Origin of the sequence: Candidatus Nitrosarchaeum limnium BG20 (assembly GCF_000241145.1) — an archaeon.
GTDB lineage: Archaea > Thermoproteota > Nitrososphaeria > Nitrososphaerales > Nitrosopumilaceae > Nitrosarchaeum > Nitrosarchaeum limnae.
Genome location: NZ_AHJG01000287.1, coordinates 1 through 17121 on the forward strand (window position 1 = coordinate 1; position 17121 = coordinate 17121).

The 17121-nt window shown below is 31.8% G+C and carries 21 protein-coding genes and 1 pseudogene; 9 read left to right on the forward strand and 13 right to left on the reverse strand.

All coding sequences use genetic code 11. The features are described from left to right. The 4 genes and pseudogenes from BG20_RS10100 to BG20_RS10115 form a co-directional block, all read left to right on the forward strand. Nucleotides 1-1641: pseudogene (locus tag BG20_RS10100) on the forward strand (thrombospondin type 3 repeat-containing protein); the annotation flags it as partial. Nucleotides 1642-1716: 75 nt separating this feature from the next. Next, the gene (dusB, locus tag BG20_RS10105) at nt 1717-2682 is read left to right on the forward strand and encodes a tRNA dihydrouridine synthase DusB (protein ID WP_010194841.1); all 966 of its coding nucleotides are present in this window, start codon (nt 1717-1719) and stop codon (nt 2680-2682) included. A gap of 158 nt (nt 2683-2840) precedes the next feature. After that, the gene (locus BG20_RS10110) at nt 2841-3080 is read left to right on the forward strand and encodes an Lrp/AsnC ligand binding domain-containing protein (RefSeq protein WP_007403016.1); all 240 of its coding nucleotides are present in this window, start codon (nt 2841-2843) and stop codon (nt 3078-3080) included. A gap of 9 nt (nt 3081-3089) precedes the next feature. Next, the gene (locus BG20_RS10115; RefSeq protein WP_010194852.1) at nt 3090-3617 is read left to right on the forward strand and encodes an Lrp/AsnC ligand binding domain-containing protein; all 528 of its coding nucleotides are present in this window, start codon (nt 3090-3092) and stop codon (nt 3615-3617) included. On the opposite strand, the gene BG20_RS10120 is transcribed toward BG20_RS10115, so the two are convergent. The 4 genes from BG20_RS10120 to BG20_RS10135 all read right to left on the reverse strand — a co-directional run bounded on the left by BG20_RS10120 (nt 3614) and on the right by BG20_RS10135 (nt 5320). Beyond that, nucleotides 3614-3835 (reverse strand): hypothetical protein, encoded by a 222-nt coding sequence (locus BG20_RS10120; RefSeq protein WP_007403014.1) that lies wholly within the window; start codon nt 3833-3835, stop codon nt 3614-3616. The two genes, BG20_RS10115 and BG20_RS10120, sit on opposite strands and share 4 nt — an antisense overlap. 140 nt (nt 3836-3975) lie before the next feature. Next, nucleotides 3976-4350, reverse strand: coding sequence for a DUF6659 family protein (locus tag BG20_RS10125; RefSeq protein WP_010194855.1), 375 nt, complete (start codon nt 4348-4350; stop codon nt 3976-3978). 250 nt (nt 4351-4600) lie between these two features. Beyond that, on the reverse strand, nt 4601-4855 hold the full coding sequence (locus BG20_RS10130; RefSeq protein ID WP_010194857.1) for a hypothetical protein: 255 nt from the start codon (nt 4853-4855) through the stop codon (nt 4601-4603). Nucleotides 4856-4978: 123 nt separating this feature from the next. After that, nucleotides 4979-5320, reverse strand: coding sequence for a P-II family nitrogen regulator (locus BG20_RS10135; RefSeq protein ID WP_010194861.1), 342 nt, complete (start codon nt 5318-5320; stop codon nt 4979-4981). 126 nt (nt 5321-5446) lie between these two features. Between BG20_RS10135 and BG20_RS12815 the strand changes: the two genes are divergently transcribed. Further along, nucleotides 5447-5623: a hypothetical protein gene (locus BG20_RS12815; RefSeq protein ID WP_007403009.1), complete on the forward strand. Its 177-nt coding sequence runs from the start codon at nt 5447-5449 to the stop codon at nt 5621-5623. Nucleotides 5624-5769: 146 nt separating this feature from the next. Beyond that, a complete protein-coding gene (locus tag BG20_RS10140) occupies nt 5770-6486 on the forward strand; it encodes a hypothetical protein (RefSeq protein WP_010194864.1) in 717 nt (238 codons plus the stop codon). Here the strand turns inward: BG20_RS10140 and BG20_RS10145 are convergent. The 5 genes from BG20_RS10145 to BG20_RS10165 all read right to left on the reverse strand — a co-directional run bounded on the left by BG20_RS10145 (nt 6476) and on the right by BG20_RS10165 (nt 10084). Continuing rightward, nucleotides 6476-7063 (reverse strand): hypothetical protein, encoded by a 588-nt coding sequence (locus BG20_RS10145; protein ID WP_007403007.1) that lies wholly within the window; start codon nt 7061-7063, stop codon nt 6476-6478. The genes BG20_RS10140 and BG20_RS10145 overlap by 11 nt on opposite strands. A 70-nt stretch (nt 7064-7133) precedes the next feature. After that, a complete protein-coding gene (locus tag BG20_RS10150; protein WP_010194867.1) occupies nt 7134-7355 on the reverse strand; it encodes a hypothetical protein in 222 nt (73 codons plus the stop codon). A 43-nt stretch (nt 7356-7398) separates the two neighbouring features. Then, entirely contained in the window at nt 7399-7962 is a 564-nt protein-coding gene (locus tag BG20_RS10155; RefSeq protein WP_007403005.1) for a TATA-box-binding protein, read from the reverse strand. A gap of 68 nt (nt 7963-8030) precedes the next feature. Further along, on the reverse strand, nt 8031-8486 hold the full coding sequence (locus tag BG20_RS10160) for an ASCH domain-containing protein (protein ID WP_010194869.1): 456 nt from the start codon (nt 8484-8486) through the stop codon (nt 8031-8033). Nucleotides 8487-8488: 2 nt separating this feature from the next. Further along, the gene (locus BG20_RS10165) at nt 8489-10084 is read right to left on the reverse strand and encodes a pyridoxal-phosphate dependent enzyme (protein WP_048097232.1); all 1596 of its coding nucleotides are present in this window, start codon (nt 10082-10084) and stop codon (nt 8489-8491) included. A gap of 185 nt (nt 10085-10269) precedes the next feature. On the opposite strand from BG20_RS10165, the gene BG20_RS10170 reads away from it, so the two are divergent. Next, nucleotides 10270-11001, forward strand: coding sequence for a cytochrome c biogenesis CcdA family protein (locus tag BG20_RS10170; protein ID WP_007403002.1), 732 nt, complete (start codon nt 10270-10272; stop codon nt 10999-11001). Between the two features lie 4 nt (nt 11002-11005). Then, nucleotides 11006-12127 carry a redoxin family protein gene (locus tag BG20_RS10175; RefSeq protein ID WP_010194873.1) on the forward strand — a complete coding sequence of 374 codons (1122 nt, stop codon included), beginning with the start codon at nt 11006-11008 and terminating at the stop codon, nt 12125-12127. 58 nt (nt 12128-12185) lie between these two features. Here the strand turns inward: BG20_RS10175 and BG20_RS10180 are convergent, their stop codons facing one another. Beyond that, nucleotides 12186-12506 (reverse strand): hypothetical protein, encoded by a 321-nt coding sequence (locus BG20_RS10180; protein WP_010194876.1) that lies wholly within the window; start codon nt 12504-12506, stop codon nt 12186-12188. 143 nt (nt 12507-12649) lie between these two features. Between BG20_RS10180 and BG20_RS10185 the strand changes: the two genes are divergently transcribed. Beyond that, on the forward strand, nt 12650-13030 hold the full coding sequence (locus BG20_RS10185) for a hypothetical protein (RefSeq protein ID WP_010194879.1): 381 nt from the start codon (nt 12650-12652) through the stop codon (nt 13028-13030). A 109-nt stretch (nt 13031-13139) separates the two neighbouring features. On the opposite strand, the gene BG20_RS10190 is transcribed toward BG20_RS10185, so the two are convergent. From BG20_RS10190 to BG20_RS10200, 3 genes are read right to left on the reverse strand one after another with little or no spacing between them, the layout of a single operon-like run. After that, nucleotides 13140-14702 (reverse strand): vWA domain-containing protein, encoded by a 1563-nt coding sequence (locus BG20_RS10190; protein ID WP_010194883.1) that lies wholly within the window; start codon nt 14700-14702, stop codon nt 13140-13142. Then, entirely contained in the window at nt 14703-15500 is a 798-nt protein-coding gene (locus BG20_RS10195; RefSeq protein ID WP_010194890.1) for an AAA family ATPase, read from the reverse strand. A 33-nt stretch (nt 15501-15533) separates the two neighbouring features. Further along, nucleotides 15534-16991, reverse strand: coding sequence for an NAD(P)/FAD-dependent oxidoreductase (locus tag BG20_RS10200; RefSeq protein WP_010194893.1), 1458 nt, complete (start codon nt 16989-16991; stop codon nt 15534-15536). Nucleotides 16992-17121 lie beyond the last annotated feature (130 nt).

The window sequence follows — 17121 nt, forward strand, 5'->3', positions numbered from 1 at the left end:
ATGACGGATGCCCTGATTCTATCTCTGAAGCTGTAAATACATACCAAGCTCCTGATGCCGATTCTGATGGAATAGAAGATAACAAGGATGCATGTCCTAATGAATCTGAAACCTTTAACGGCTACTTGGATTGGGACGGATGTCCAGACATATCAGGAATTCGTTCCAATGCTTTAGTTGATTCAGATTATGATTCAATTCCAGATAAAGTAGATAAATGTCCTTTAGAACGTGAAAATTTTAACAACTTCCAAGATGATGACGGCTGTCCCGATATCATTGAATTTGCTATGGTTGGAGATTATGACGGCGACGGTATCTTTGGCAGCAATGATCTATGTCCTTATCTTAAAGAAACTTACAATAAATTCCAAGATGATGACGGTTGCCCTGATTCACTTCCAACTGACAAACCATCTGCAGACACTGACGGTGACGGAATTTTAGATAATCTAGACTTATGTCCTGGTCAACCAGAAACTTTCAATGGTTACCAAGACACTGACGGTTGCCCTGACAAATTTGCTTCCACACTTGATTCTGACTTTGATGGTATACCAGATGTAAAAGATGCATGTCCATACAATTCTGAAACTTTCAATAATTTCAAGACACTGACGGTTGCCCAGACACAGTAACTGAAACTACAACTACTTATCAATTCCCAGATGCTGATGGTGATGGAGTAACTGATGTAAAAGACTCTTGTCCTAATGAACCTGAAAACTTTAACGGCTACTTGGATTGGGATGGATGTCCTGATACTCCAAGTACAGGTTCTACTATCTCAACACGGGCTGATTCTGACTTTGATGGCATCCCAGATTATATTGATCAATGCCCCACACAACGTGAAATTATTAACAAATTCCAAGATGATGACGGTTGTCCTGATACAATAGTTTATGATTCATTTGGAGATCCAGACGCTGACGGTATCTTTGGCAGCAATGATCTATGTCCTTATCTTAAAGAAACTTACAATAAATTCCAAGACATGACGGTTGCCCTGATTCACTTCCAACTGACAAACCATCTGCAGACACTGACGGTGACGGAATTTTAGATAATCTAGACTTATGTCCTGGTCAACCAGAAACATTCAACGGTTATCAAGATAAAGACGGTTGTCCAGATAAAATTCTCTCTAATTTAGATACTGATAGAGATGGTATTCCAGATGCAATAGATACATGCCCATCAGCACCAGAAGTTTACAATAATTTCCAAGATGATGACGGTTGTCCAGATGTAGTATCTGATACAATGACTACATACAAAGCACCAGATGCTGATGGTGATGGCATCCCAGATGTCAAGGATGCATGTCCTAATGAACCTGAAAACTTTAACGGCTACTTGGATTGGGATGGTTGCCCTGACACTCCAGGTGCACAATCAACAGCACCAACACGTCCTGATTCTGATAAAGATGGAATTCCAGACGATGTTGATCAATGTCCATCAAATCCAGAAACTTGGAATAAATATAGAGACACTGACGGTTGTCCGGACATTACCCCAGAACAGCAAAGGTTTGTTCATGATGATGATTTAGATGGTATTATCAATGATGTTGATAAATGTCCTCTAGTACCAGAAGATTATATTGGTATAATCGACGGCTGCCCAGAATCATAATATTTCTTGTTTATTCTTAATCTTTACAAAAATAATTTAACATGATAAATATATCATGTAATCAAAACTATAATCATGCTTCCACATTTTTCAAGCAGAGCATTTTTAGCTCCAATGGCTGGTGTAAGTGATCCTGCCCTACGATTACAATGTAAAAAAATGGGTGCTGGATTGGTTGTTACAGAGTTTACTAGTATTCACAGTATAATTGCTAAAGAACATCAATTAAAAGAAAACAAGAAAACTATTCAAGAATTTTTAGAATATTCTGAAAAAGAACGTCCACTATCCGTTCAGTTATTTGGTTCTGATCTTTTAGCATTAGAAAAAGCTGCAAAGATAGTAGAACCTTTTTTTGATATTATTGATTATAACATGGGTTGTCCTGCACCGCATATTACACAACAAATGGCTGGTGGTGCACTCTTGCAAGAAATTAATCTTACTCAGCAAATTTTTAGTACTCTTGTAAATGCAGTAAAAAAGCCTGTGACTCTAAAGATTCGTTCAGGAGTCACTGATGCAAGTAGATATCTTTTCAAAGATATTGCAACAATTGCAGAAGATGAAGGAATACAAATGATAACTCTTCATCCAAGAACTGTTTCTCAAGGCTATTCCGGTAATGCTGATTGGAAAATGATTAAAGAACTTAAAGAAATATCTAATATTCCAATAGTGGGTAATGGTGATATTACAACTCCTGAAGATGCTAAAAATATGATTGATCAAACTGGTTGTGATTATGTTATGATAGGTAGGGGTGCAATGGGGAATCCCTTTTTGTTTGAACAAATTAATGATTATCTAAAGACTGGAACATACAAACAATATTCATTAAAAGATAAGATAGATTCATTTTTTGAATATCTCTCACTTTCTACTCAATATAAAATAAAATTTTCAAACATCAAAGGACAAGCAATGAGATTTACTAAAGGAATCAAAGGCGGTTCAAAAATACGACCAAAAATATCAACATCAAAAAATATCACAGAACTTACTAAAATTATGGATGATGCTTATTGTTCATTCTCATAATCTAAAATTATTATCTGTATACAAATTTAAACAATATTTTATAATTTCTATACATGTATCTATTTTTTATCTATTTTAGTAACTAATATTTAACCAAATTGGATTATTTTTATATATTTTGATATGCTAAACATACCATGGTACAAGGTGATGACTAAATGGCAACAGCATATGTTTTGATAAATTGTGATCTTGGTTCGGAAGAATCAGTAATTTCTGAATTAAAAACAATAGATGGAGTCAAAGAAGTTCATGGTGTTTTTGGTGCTTATGATATTTTAGCTAAAGTGGAATCAAAACAAGTTGAATCATTGCGTGAAACTATAACTTGGAAGATAAGAAAAATACAGAAAATCAGATCAACACTAACTTTAATGGGAATAGAAGGCCAAGAATAAGGAGTCTATTTGGCAAAAGCATATGTTTTGATAAATTGTGATCTTGGATCAGAAAAAAATGTAATTTCATCATTAAAGTCTCTGAATGATGTTTCCGAAGTACATGGCACTCTTGGTCTTTATGATGTTATTGTAAAAATTGAATCTGATTCTGAGGAAAAAATTCAAAAGATTATTACAAATTTTATTCGAAAGATGCCCAAGATACATTCTACAATGACTCTTACCCGCTCAGAAGGCAAAGAGTTGTTTCATGCATCTGAAAAACTTATTGGTTCGATGCTTGGCAGAAATGATATTCAAGCATATGTTGTCATACACAGCGATAAAGGAGAAGAATATAATATTTTAAAAAATCTAAGTCATATTCCAGAAGTAAAAGAGGCTGATGTTGTATTTGGATATTATGATATTATTTGTAAAATTGAAACATCTGAACATAAATTACTAGAAAATATAATTACTAAAGCAATTAGAAAATTACCACATGTTAGAACTACGATGACATTAAATGTAATTCCAGAACAAGAATCTTAATTATTTAAAATTCTCTTAACTTCTGTATAGCATTTTTCACACAATTCAAGATTGTCATACATTTTAGTTTCTTTTTTCTTTAGACAAATATCACAGATTGTGATGCAATCATCACAAAATATTGCTGGAACTTCTAACCCTCTCTCAAAAATTGCTGTTGATAAAATATTTCTGTTATCATGACTGCAACCAAAAATATATCTTGTTTTAATTGTCATACCAATAGTAGCACATCATTATTTATTACATGATCATATAATTTTCAAACATTTGTTTTAATTTTACCTCTAAATCTGAATAAATTTACGGATATTATGTTGATTTTCTATTTCATTATTATTTTTTAATATCTAGAAAATTACCATTCATTTCCAAAAATCTGAATTATTCTGTAAGCTATTCTGTCTATGTTTACATTTGGTTCTGTTGTAATCAAAAGAATGCTGTTTTTTAGTGGAAAACTCATCATAACTAATTTTTCACGTCTTGAGGCTGAATATTTCACAGCCCCCATGGAATAATCAAAATGTTTTCTAGTTGCAACTCTGTATGCTAATTCTCTGAATATTTTTTGTTGCTCTTCATTGGTTTCAAATGGAATTATATCCTCTCTAAATTTTCCTTTAATCAAATTTCCCTCTTTATCTACAAATCCTGCAAATCTGATGTCTTTTTCCTCAAAAATTTCATCTAATTTTTGTTCATACTTTGTTTCACTGATTTTTTTTGTCATTATCTATACTTGTTTAATGAATGTAAAATACTTCATGCCCACTTATCTTTACTTTGTACCTGTTGATTTTTAGCATATTTTTATTGTCTATACAGAAGCTGGATCCATGTAATTACTTGGAATATTTTGAAGAAACTAAATCATTTGCTTTTATACTCGGATTGTAATGACTTACTATCCCTTTACTAAACATGTCCCCCAAAGGGACACCATCCTGAGAGGGCAATTGTTGCCTTCTCGGTTGATTATTTTATTTCTTGAATTTCTTATTTTTTTTCGAGTCTTCGACCCTCGATCTTTTACGCTCTTTACGAATTGTGATTACTCCTTTGACTATAATTGGTAACGAAATACCAAATAGAACAATTACAGCTTCTTTTGGAATTTCAGAGACTGCTTCTTCTGCAGTTTTTACTGAATCTTCAGAAGTTACGATTATTTGAAAAATAATAGTTGGAATAAACCAAACACATAGTCCTAAGATAAGCCAGTATAGTCCCTTCAATATCTTTTCACTTTTTCACCACTTTATAATTTGAGACAATTTCTTAATAATCTTGAAATTCTATTATCAATTTATTTAATGAAAGAATTTATTTTAAATTATTTTTTTATTAAAAGAAAATGATTAGAGGGCTTCTGAACCTCTCTTTTTTGATGCAATATTTACAACATCATCAACTGTAGATATAACAATTATTCCATCCCCAGCTTTTCCTGAAAATGCTGAATCAGAAATTGCCTTGATAACTTGTTCAACTTTTGAATCTTCTACAATTGTACTAACAGTTGCAACCTTGTTAAATTCTGCAACAAAAGTACCCGTTCCTCTTCCCGCTCTCATAGTTTGTCTTGTACCTGAACCTCTACCATTTCCTTCTAATATGGTAAATCCACCTACAATCTCCTTAATCGCATCAGAAACGGGACCAATTTTGTCAACCTGAATGGTTGCCTCAATTCGCTTCATTTGTTTCACTAAATTTCTATTATTTAAAAAAGATCATATGTTTTTATTCTAATTTTATGATACTATTGGATCAATTGGTTATATCATTATCCTTTGGCCTTTTTAGTATACAATAAAAGAAGAATTATGAAAAGCGATGAAAAAAGGTCCCACAGACTCAACTACCTCTTAAAGTATTATTTGAGTAATCCAAAAGAATACGATCTGTATCTACGAGTAAAACAGATGGGCGTATCTGAATCTACAGCAAAAGATTACATTCGAACTGTGATTATTCAAGCTCAAAAAATACATTCTAGATGATACACAAATCTTTAAGATATTCTTAAAATGATTTGTTATTGATTAGTACTTTATACATAAAGGTAATTTGAGCCTATTTTTATTAATTCTTAGAAATCTTAAACAAGGTAACTTCATAAATAATCTAGTGTGAGAATTAATCAAATATGACTGATCCCCTCATTGACGATGTTAAGGAATTACTGGACAAGGAAAAAGGTGATGAGCGAATCTTAAAGCAAATTTACCGTGCTTGTGAAAACAATGAAGTAATTAGCAATTATGAGAGAAACTACGTTAAATCTTTAGCCGAAAAACATCTTGGGCGAATTCCTCAGATTCAAGATAACCAAATCGAAGAAAAGCACCAGAGTAACGAAAAACCTATTGTTCCAGATGTAATATTTTCAAAAACATCATCACAAAAAGTTGAATCACTTTATTCAAAATCAAACAAAAATAAAAAATCCACATCAAAAAATACAAAAATATTGTTGGGCGCAGGGGGAGCAACATTTGTAATGTTGATTATAATCAGCATGTCTTTAACTGGAATTTTAAATCTTGAATCTAATGACTCTCAAATAATTTCAGAAGATTCATCATCTGCATCACTTTCAATTAAAACTGATTTAGCTACATATCAAAAGGGTGATATAATTTCAATAAGTGGAACATCTGATACTTCTGGAAAAGTAACTCTCTCAATAAAAAATCAAGATGGTAAGTTAATTTGGTCTGAGGCAATATCTGTAAAAAATAATGGACGGTTTTCTACATTAGCTATTGCTGGTGGCCCTGGATGGGATAAATCTGGCACATATACTATACAAGTAAATAATAATTCAGAAACAAAATCTAATACATTTTCATTTAAGGCATAATCCTTTCAAATTCTTTCCAGTGTGAATCTATAATCTCTCTTAATTTTTCTATATTGATCTCTTCCATATACTCACGATAAACAATAAATTTATTTTGCTTTCCTACATCCTCACCATAAATGTCAATTGTGTTTTTTGGAATTGCCCCTGTCTTCCATTGTTTCATTTCAAATATCCAAACAGTTGAATCTGGATCTAAAAAATCTACATCATCACAACCAATAATATACAAATAACATTTAGTTGCTTGATTTAATTTTTCATGTAATTTTTCATATGCAATAATTTGCCCTTTTGCAATATTGATCTTATCATTGTGAAATCCTTTGAATTCAAGTATGACAAATCCCCCATTGTGCTCAATTAACCAGTCAATGTCTGTACCTCCTGAGGCTATCATGCCATGGACTATTAGATCACCTAGTATCTCTCGTCCACGAGTAAATTCAGCTTCATCAAAAATCTGATATTTTGCTTTTGCACTCTTTTTAATAGTCTGCTCTGAAATGGGGGTATTTTTAATGACTTTTTCTTTGTCATAAAATACATCAATCAAGTCTTTGGTTTTTTCTACCACGACTATCAATTTGTATGGTTAGTGATAAGATATGTTGTAAAATTAAGTAAGCTATAATATTTTTAGTAAGTTATCTATACAAGAACTCTCCGCCCGTGCCTTTATACAAAATAAAATAATCCTCTGAATTTTTTCGCTCTTTTTTTGCATTTAATGCATCTTGATACATCTCAAAATGTTCCACTAGGTATAATTGATTATCCGAATCTGCAAAATAATCTACGGCAACTAAATTAAAACCGTTTTCTGGTGTTAGTTTGATTTTTTCTTTTTCAAATATGTCGTTAGTCAATTAAGATTAAATTTTACAATGGGTTGTTTGAATATTAAATTTTTTATTGATCATATATCATTAGATTTTTTTCTTCTAATAATGAATGTAAGTTATGAACCGAGCGATAAACATCCGATTCTTTTTTTGCACCTGTACATACTAGTTTTCCTGACGCAAATAACAGTATGACTGTTTTTGGATCTAGCATCCTGTGAATTAATCCTGGAAATTGTTCTGGTTCATACATGCTTCTAGGTAGAGTTCTTGCTGCTTTTTCTAAATGAATTTTACCACCTAAATTAATTGCTGCTACAATATTTTGAACTGTAATTACCGCGTCATTTTTAATTTTGATTTTACCCTTTCGGAGTTTTTGAACTACTGTGTTCACTGCTTTAATCGCCATGTCTTCAGACTTTGCACCTGTGCAAACCATTTTTCCAGTTCTGAAAATTAATGTCGCAGTTCTGGGATTTTGCAGTCTGAAAACTAATCCAGGAAATTGTTCTGGATGATATTCTGTATCTGGGAATTTTTCAGTTATTTCGTTAAGATCAATTTTTTGGTCTACTGATGCAGATGCTACTACATTTTCTACACTAACAATAGGCTTTGTTTGAGGCATGTCGACGGACTTTAAATAGGCCCTTTATATATACTAGACCAACTTTTTTTCCAATATTGTAATTCCTTTCAATGATGTCCTATCCACTGATATCTATAATCCTCATCAATAATGTCAGTTAGAATGTCTTTGTTTTTGATCTTTATTTTAGATAACTCCACATCAAAAAATCCCAGTTTTCCCTTACATGGAATTGGAACTCTTAGTGGTTTTGCATTCTTTAGAATAAATCCAAAACTTTTACTGTAAAAATTTCTAGAAGCATAATGTAATTTTTTGTCATTGCTAACTTCTTTGCTTGAATTATATTTTTTTACATCATATAATTCCGCTTTACCTATAATTGCACCTGTGACAAATTTTTTATTAATTTTTAATCTCTTTACATCGTCAATTCTTATTTTTAAAGGGGCGTGTATTAAAAACTCCCCGCGAAAATTTGTATTCCAATTTCGTAACTCAATTATTTTTTTTCCTGAAATAATTAAATCTGCAAATGGCTGGGAAACTGAAAGACATTTCAAGGTTATTCTGTAGCTGCTTTAATAAGTTCACCAAGATTTCTGTTTCTTCCTTCAGGTAAGTTGGTAATTCCGCCATTCAAACTTTGGGTTACTATGCCTTTACTTGCAAGAATATTTACTGCCATTAATGATGTATTTCCTGCCATACATACAAGTAATGATTTTCCTTTAGTTCCTTTGAGATCATTACTTAATTCCTCAGGAATTTGCTGTGTTGCTAAAAGTTGATTTATAGTTCTCGCCTTTGGTATGGATATCTTTGATTTATCTACCCCTAGAGATTTTGCAATAACTTCTATCCCCTCTTCACGAGGAGTATATTGAGTATGAACCCAAATTATTCTATCATACTCATTTGCATTTGATACTGCTTCTTGAAGAGATATTTGTGTTTTATTTTGTTTCTTTGACATCTCTTCTAGATTCTTTTTGTATTTTTCGATTCCATCGGCTATGATTATGACAAATTTTTTTTCTGCTCCAAAGTTTGCCATTTGCATTGCTGCATAAAGTTCTAAGGCACTACTTTCTCCAATATCGTATCCTTTTTCTACAAAATACTTTAGAAGATGTTTTGCTTGATCAAAATCTATCTCATATTGGCCCGCATATGTGTCTGGTTTGTATAGTTTTAGACCTGATGCTTTATCTTTTGTTCTAATCCCTGCTACATCTTGACCAGCTGGTGGAAATACAACGTGTACTGATTTTTTATTATATTTTTCAGAAATGTAATTACTTAGACCACCAGAAGTACCTCCAGTTCCAAAAGAACAGACAATTCCAAAATTTTCTAGAGAATAACCTTGTTCATGTAATTGCTGATCAATTTCTACTGCTGTAATTGATTTATGCGCATCTGTGTTTAATTCATTATCGTATTGTTCTGGACAGAAACACCCATAAATTTTGGCAAGAAATTTTGCCAAGTTAATAATGTCTTGAGCAGCTAAAAGTGATTCTATTTCGGAAATTGATTTATCAAATATAGTGGGATCAAAACCAAGTTCAGATAACTGTGATCGAATATTGTAAGCAGTTGCTTTTGCAGCTAAAACATTAGGATTGTCTTTCATTCCTGGTGCAGGACATACATCCATATCAAGATCCATTATTCTGATATTTTCATTTCTTAATTCTTTGAAGACACCCTCTTGAAGTTTTCTTGAAACAAGTGAGACTACGGTTAATCCAAGTTTAGATAGTTGACCTAGTGCAATTCCAAAATTTCCAGAAGTTGCTTCTATCACTGTTTGACCACTTTTCAGTTTTCCTGTAAGTATTGCATCATGTATGATATGAACTGCGGGTCTAACTTTAATCGAACCTGATAGTAAGTTTGAATCAAACTTGCCAAAAACTTTTAGATCCTTATCATCAAGATTTAATTTATAAATTTCTTTGGCACATTCTTTCAGAACTTTGGTTAAGTCAATTAATGGTGTTGCATTGATAACTTTTACTCCACTTTGATTTTTTTCTAAATGAGGGGTCTTACTCCATATCTCTTGTTCGAATCGTTCAAGTAATGTATTATCCACACTATTTTTTGTTTCTTCTGGCAACTTTTCTCTAAAACACTGAGTAATAAAGCTCATATAAAATATCTGATGAGTGATAAAACCTAATTTTGATTTAGAATGTTGTTTTTTCTTACTATGTTTTTTTGTTTGAATTCTTAAACTAATCCTCTTTTTTGTAAAAACCTTAAAGATTAATGCACAGAAAGATATGGGTATAATTTGGAAATTAGTTTTATTACTAGATAAAAGTGAATTATTCAATGGCAGAAATTACAATTTTTGTAGCCTTGATAGCTGGGATTGGGTCATTTGTTGCACCATGTATACTGCCAATGATTCCAGCTTTTCTCGCATACATATCAGGTACTACTGTCACAGAACTGAGTTCTAAAAATAATTCTACTATTTCGATTAACAGAACAGGAATAATTCTAAATACTGTATTTTTTGTTTTAGGATTTTCAATTGTATTTTCTGCTTTAGGCGTTTTGATTAATAGTGTTTTATCAAGCGTATCTGGAGAAATAATACAGAGTCTAAATTATGTTGGGGGTGTTATAATAATTTCATTTGGAATATTCTTGTTATTATCAACAAAAATCAAATCACTGAATATAGAAAAAAAGTATTTTCCTAAAAGAACTAAATCTAGTTATCCATTGTCTTTTGTGTTTGGTTTAGCTTTTGCAGCAGGATGGACTCCATGTGTAGGTCCAATACTTGGAACCATTCTTACTCTTGCTGCCACAACCCCATCAGTCTCATTTCATTTGTTATTGGCCTATTCCCTTGGGTTGGGAATTCCTTTTGTACTAATTGGCATATTTTTCTCAAGGGCTACAAAAATAATTAAAGGAATGAGTAAGCATCTAAAATATTATAATTTGATATTGGGAGGATTCATCATCTTTTTAGGTATTCTTGTATTTACAAATCAACTTGCATACATTGCAAATTTTCCACTTTTAGATAAATTGGTGTTGTTAGGGTGATTAAATGAAATCAGAAATAAAGACACCGATAATTTTAGGAATCATAATTGTAACTGCAGTTATAGGACTTAGTCTATTCTTATCATCATTGGATTCTAAAGTTTTAGAATCCAAAAATGACTCTATTCAACAAAATACCGTTAATGATATAACTAAAATAGACAAATCAGGATTCAAGAAAGCTCCAAAACTAGTAGGAATCTCTGAATACATCAACATACAACCTGATAAATTACAAGAAAAAATTGATCATAGTGTTGTGCTATATGATATCTGGACTTATAGCTGCATAAACTGCATTCGTACTTTACCTTTCATTACATCTTGGAATGAAAAATATGCTGATCAGGGACTGTTAATCATTGGCATTCATTCCCCAGAATTTGAATTTGAAAAAGATGTTACTAATGTAAAGAATGCTGTTGAGAAATACGGAATAACATATCCTGTAGTTCTTGATAATGACAAAGAGACATGGAAGGCATTTGGAAATAATTATTGGCCACGTAAGTACATTGCAGATTCTGAAGGATACATTAGATATGATCATATTGGAGAAGGAGGATATCAGGAGACTGAAAAAATAATTCAACAATTACTAAAGGAGAGATCAGATTTGATGGGAACCAAATTAACTCTGCCTGAAGACACAGTTCAAATTAAAGAATTTGAGCATTCATGGATTAGAACTCCTGAATTATATTTTGGATATGATTTTGTAACAGGCAGAAATCAACTTGGAAGTCCTGAAGGATTTCAACCAAATCAAGATGTAACTTACTCTATTCCACAATCAAAACAAATTCATAAATTCTATCTTGATGGAACATGGAAAAATCTAGAAGGAAGTATGAAATTAGTTTCTAACTCTGGAACTATAGTTCTTCCGTATAGTGGAAAAGAAGTAAACATAGTAACAGCTGGTGATGCAAATTTAAAAATTAAAATTGATGGAAAAACTATCGATCCTGCTTTTGCTGGAAAAGATGTTGATATTAATGGACAAGTAAGAGTACAAGAACCAAGACTGTACAATATTGTTCAAACCGAAACATCTGAAGATCATACTTTGGAAATTTTAGTTGAAAGCCCCGGGTTTGAGATTTTCACATTCACTTTTGGTTGAGTTTTTTTTAAAAACGAAAATTCATATTTTTTGATTTTAATTAAAAAAAAGATAGAGTTTATGGATTAACCATTGCTAGTTTATCTTGGATTCTATCATAGTAACCATTTAGCTCCATTGCTGGAATGTAAAATGTTGCAGAAATTACATCTCCTGGTTTAGCAGTGCAATCAGATACTACTACTGAATGTTTCATTACTGATTCACCAACACAACCATGTTCTGTAACTGCGATAACAGTGACATCTTCTGTTACAAGAGTTGGAACAAAATTCCATGGTGTTAATGTGAATACCAGTATTACTGATGTTGCAGCAGCCAAAATTAGTATGAATTTCAGTACTGGAGCCTTCTTTTCTATTTGTTTTGTTTTTTCCATTTTTGTTCATTATTAGTTATCACTCGAATTATATAACCTAGAGATAATTTTTGTAATAGTGCTAACTATTTGATATAAATCAGTTCTTTTAAAATTATTCTTACTACTAAATCCTTAAGTTAAAATGATATTACAACAAATTATTGTCTTTTTTTGAATCTGATTTTAAAGAAATAATATTTGTGGCAGAAAAAATTCATGCTCATTATTGGCCACTTGATTCTCCAACATGGAGTGATGTGATAAAAAAACAAATTGATACAGACATCAACAAAAATAAAGAAAAAAAACAGGTAGTAATAAAAAATAATGTTATTTTAATTGATAACTATGAATTTACATCTCTTAAAAAAATCGGATTAACTATACCGTTATTTAAAAAACAGTTTACATTAGTGTTTGAAGGAAAATTTGACAACTTTTTTGCTCATGTACATGTTACAACAAGTATTGAAAATTATCTTGAAATATTTAACAATCTAATACACTGGAGATCAAAATATTTTTCAGATAGTATACTTTGAACCTTACTTTTTTAGTTAATTAATTCTAAATCTTTTCTAATAATAATTCAGAATTAATCATTTACATTGTTTGTTTTTTTTAGTAGCAGAAAGTTGATTGGATATCGCTTTATGATTCTAAAATTCTAATTACTTTATTTGGAATATCTTTTAACCTACTTGCAGCCAAAGTATTTTCATATCCTAAATGTTTTAGATTGTTTGCAATTATGGTAGCTCTTACTGTATTTGAGCCTAAACCTAATGCTACCATCTTAATTCCGAGATTTTTTAATGATTTTGTTATTGCTCTTACTGCATCCGGATCTGATGGTTCTCCATCAGTTAGAGTCAAAAAAATATCTGGTCTTTTAGACTGTAATATGGGAAGCATTTTGTCATATACTTCTGCTAAAGGAGTAGATCCATTTGCATCAATTTGTGCTAATCTTTTTGCAGAAGCATTATTCCATTTCATATTGTCTGGCTTTATAGACCAACATACAACGTTTCTATTATGTGTGTTAAATGCATAAATTGCAAATTTTACTTTTAGATATGCTAATACTTCACAAAGTGCAAGTGTTGCTTTTTTGTATTCTAATGCATCTGATGCAATACTTGATGAATGATCTAATAAAATAACTATTTTTGTTTTAATTGATTTTTTAATGTCTATAAAAAATGGATCGTGCCCTTCAATGTAATTTTCTTCATCAAACTCATCACCACTAATGAAATGCTGTTCTTTCCATCCTGATTTTAATTCTCTAAATTTTGTTTTTAAATTATTTATTAAATTCAAATCATAGATTGTTGTTTCATCAACATTAGTAATGGTTGGAATTTGAATTCCAATTGATTCAGAAGTTAGTCCTTTGTTATCATTTTTCTTCTTTTCATCTAGGATTACTTTGTATTCATCATAGATGCTATCTCCTCTGAGTATTGCTTTAGTGTCAATTTTTCCAAAATCTCCTTCTTTATTTTTTGAAATTACTGTGAGAAATTTCATTAATTCTTCTTCTGAAATAGCCATCCCTGCTTTCATAAATGGTAACGATACAGGAATTGTAAGTAATGAATCAATATCTAAAATTTTAATGATTTCTGTTACATTTTTTTCAAGCCATTCTGTATCATAATTTTTTTCTATTGATTCAAGTACTATTTTTTTAGCAAATTTATCTGCATTTTTTATTCTTTCAAACTGGCTGGATTGAATCTCTCCTCTAATTGTTCCAAACATAAAATATTGATAAAACGCTTCTACAATTCGTGCTTTTCCATAAACTGAGTGTAATAATGGTCTTGATACTAGCATATACGCATAATTAAAAATAATTTCTTCATCCATACCTCTCCACAGCTTTCTTCCTAATTGTTCAACTCTACGTGTCTCCATTGTATTTAGAATAAATCCAAATGCATGATCATTGCTAAGTATTTTTTTACAAAATTTTATTCTCATTGCCTCATACCATAAGGATGTTCTAAATTGTCTGTATCTTTGAAAATCGTTTCCTATCCTTTTTTCAATTGGTGTTAGGATAACTCTATTATCTTGTAATCTAGTTCTTGTCTCAACTTTATTTGAAAATTCAACTGTGATGTTTTCTCTTTCAGCCCATCTTCTTATTAGAAATGTGGCAATTTCAACTATCGATTCATTTAGTAATTGTAATGATTGCATCTAATTACCAAACATCGAAGTTATGATGTCGCTAACTTTTTGGTATTCTATATTTCCCCACTGTGTATACACATTACCAAAAACAATCTTTGCTGATTCTTTAGATGACATTCCTTTTTCTAGTAGTTTTCCAAATGCAATTGTTTCCCTTAAACTAGGTGAATAAAATAGTTCTTCAACTGCAGCTGCCTGTCTTAATATGTTGGCAAGTTTGATGGCTTGAATAATTTCAGAATCATGGTTTCCAGAAACGTGTCTCTTAACAATTTCCAATTCTACATTTTCAGATGGATATTCTAAGCTAATTCTAACTGGAAATCTGCTGAGTAATTGTGGTGGAAGTTCTTTTGTTCCACTATGTGTAAGGGGATTAATTGTTGCAATCACAAACCACCCTTCTTTAGCTTTAACAGTTTCACCTGTAGATTCTTTTAAAATAATCTGTCTCCTATCATCTAATGCTTCATCTAATCGAAGCAGTACATCTGCCTCAGCAGCGTTTATTTCATCTAGGTATAACATACTGCCTTCTTTCATGGATTTAATCAAAAGACCTTCTTCAAAATTTACTGTGCCATCGGTTAGAGTTTTAGTTCCAATTAGATGACTTTCACGAGTTCTAAGACTAAAATTTATTGATTCTAATTTCATGTTTTTATTCTCTGCAAAATCTCTGACCAGAGATGTTTTTCCTGTACCTTTTGGGCCAATTATCAATACAAAAAGATCTGCTTCATATGCTTTGTTTAAAATACGAATTGAATCATTCCAGTCTAAATATGATGTTTCTTTTAACATGTAATATTTTTTTAATTAGTTTACAAATAAAGCTTAGTTTTGATATTGGGATAATTTAGCATTAGATTCATCTAGAATCTGATGAAGCTTTTTACTCCAATCATTGAATCCATCTGGAGTGTCTGGATAATTATGATAATGTTCAGTCAAAAGTCTGTTTTGTTGTGTAGTAAAACGTAATCCGTCAGCAAGCTTCTTGTTGAGTGCGCCTCTGATCATCATTCCTAATTTTGTAACATTTGAAAAATCTGGATGCTCTCCTTTAGAAATTGCTTCAACGTCCATATTTCCTAGAAAATGTTTCATTCCATAACTGATTTGTTCATTTGTAAGAGTTTGAATAAGTCTTCTAAAAATCTCAAGGCCTGCTGTTTTGTATCCATATTCATTTACAAATTCCTTATTGTACTTCCATAATCCTTTCTCTGTTACATCTCCAGACTGAATTGCTTCTACCACGCATTTTCCAACAATAGTACCTGCTACTAATGCAGGGCCTATGCCTCCAGCGTCAAGTGGTTTTGGCATCCATGCAGAATCTCCAACTAAAACAAATCCATTTGCAACCATGCAATCGTTTTGTCTTCTAACTGAAACTTGAAAATTTCCAGTTGCATTGTTTTTATCTTGAGGATCTTCTGAAAGTCTTGGATTTTTTATTGCACGATTTCTTTCTACATATTCATTAATCAACGAGGATACGCTATCACTTTTACCTAGTCTTTGGTTTCGTTTTTCAAGAAGTGTTTTCTCAACACCTAACCCAATGTTTACTTTATTCTTTCCTTTTGGAAATACCCATCCATATCCTCCTGGAGCAATATCTTGATCAAGATGAATTATACAATAATCAGGATCAAATTCAGTTAGATCTTTTTCACCGTCCTCAAAATACATGATGTGTCTTCCTGTAGACTCTACATCTCTACGGTCTACTTTTTTCTCCATCTTTGTTGTATTTGAAATCTGATTACGAAGCATTGATGTCATTCCTGTAGCATCGACTACAACTTTGGCTGTCTTTTTGTAAGGTGTTTTCGTTTTATTGTCTATGCCTTGAACTCCTACCACTTGATTTCCTTCATACACTAATCCTGTAAGGTTAATTTCAAAATCAAAGTCAACTCCCATTGCTAACGTTCTTTGGTTTTGACGTTCTGGTAGAACTTGTCTGTTGAGCATATATCCTGCACCATCAAATGGAATAGATGTCTCTCTATCTGGAGAAAACGCCATTACCCCTTTTACTTTATGTTCAATTTCCGGTTCCGTCCAATTAACTTTAATTCTAGTTGTCATGTAATCCACAGCTTCTTTACTAACAGCATCTCCACAAATCCATCCTGACACACTTTTGAGTCCTGGCAAGTTTGATGGACTTCTATCAATTACTAGAATTTTTAATCCTTGATTAGAATAATGTGAAACGGATTGAGCTGCTATAGTTCCTGCTAATCCGCCTCCTGCTATTATGACGTCGTAATCTGACACAAAAGAAAGCGCCGTTTATCCGTATTTAAAATAATACCATGACTCTAGGTGAGCAAATAATTAATCAATTCAAAAATGGGGTCGGTTCGTCGCGGCGTCTTCAAAGCTTTCGCTCAGACTGGAGCGGCTA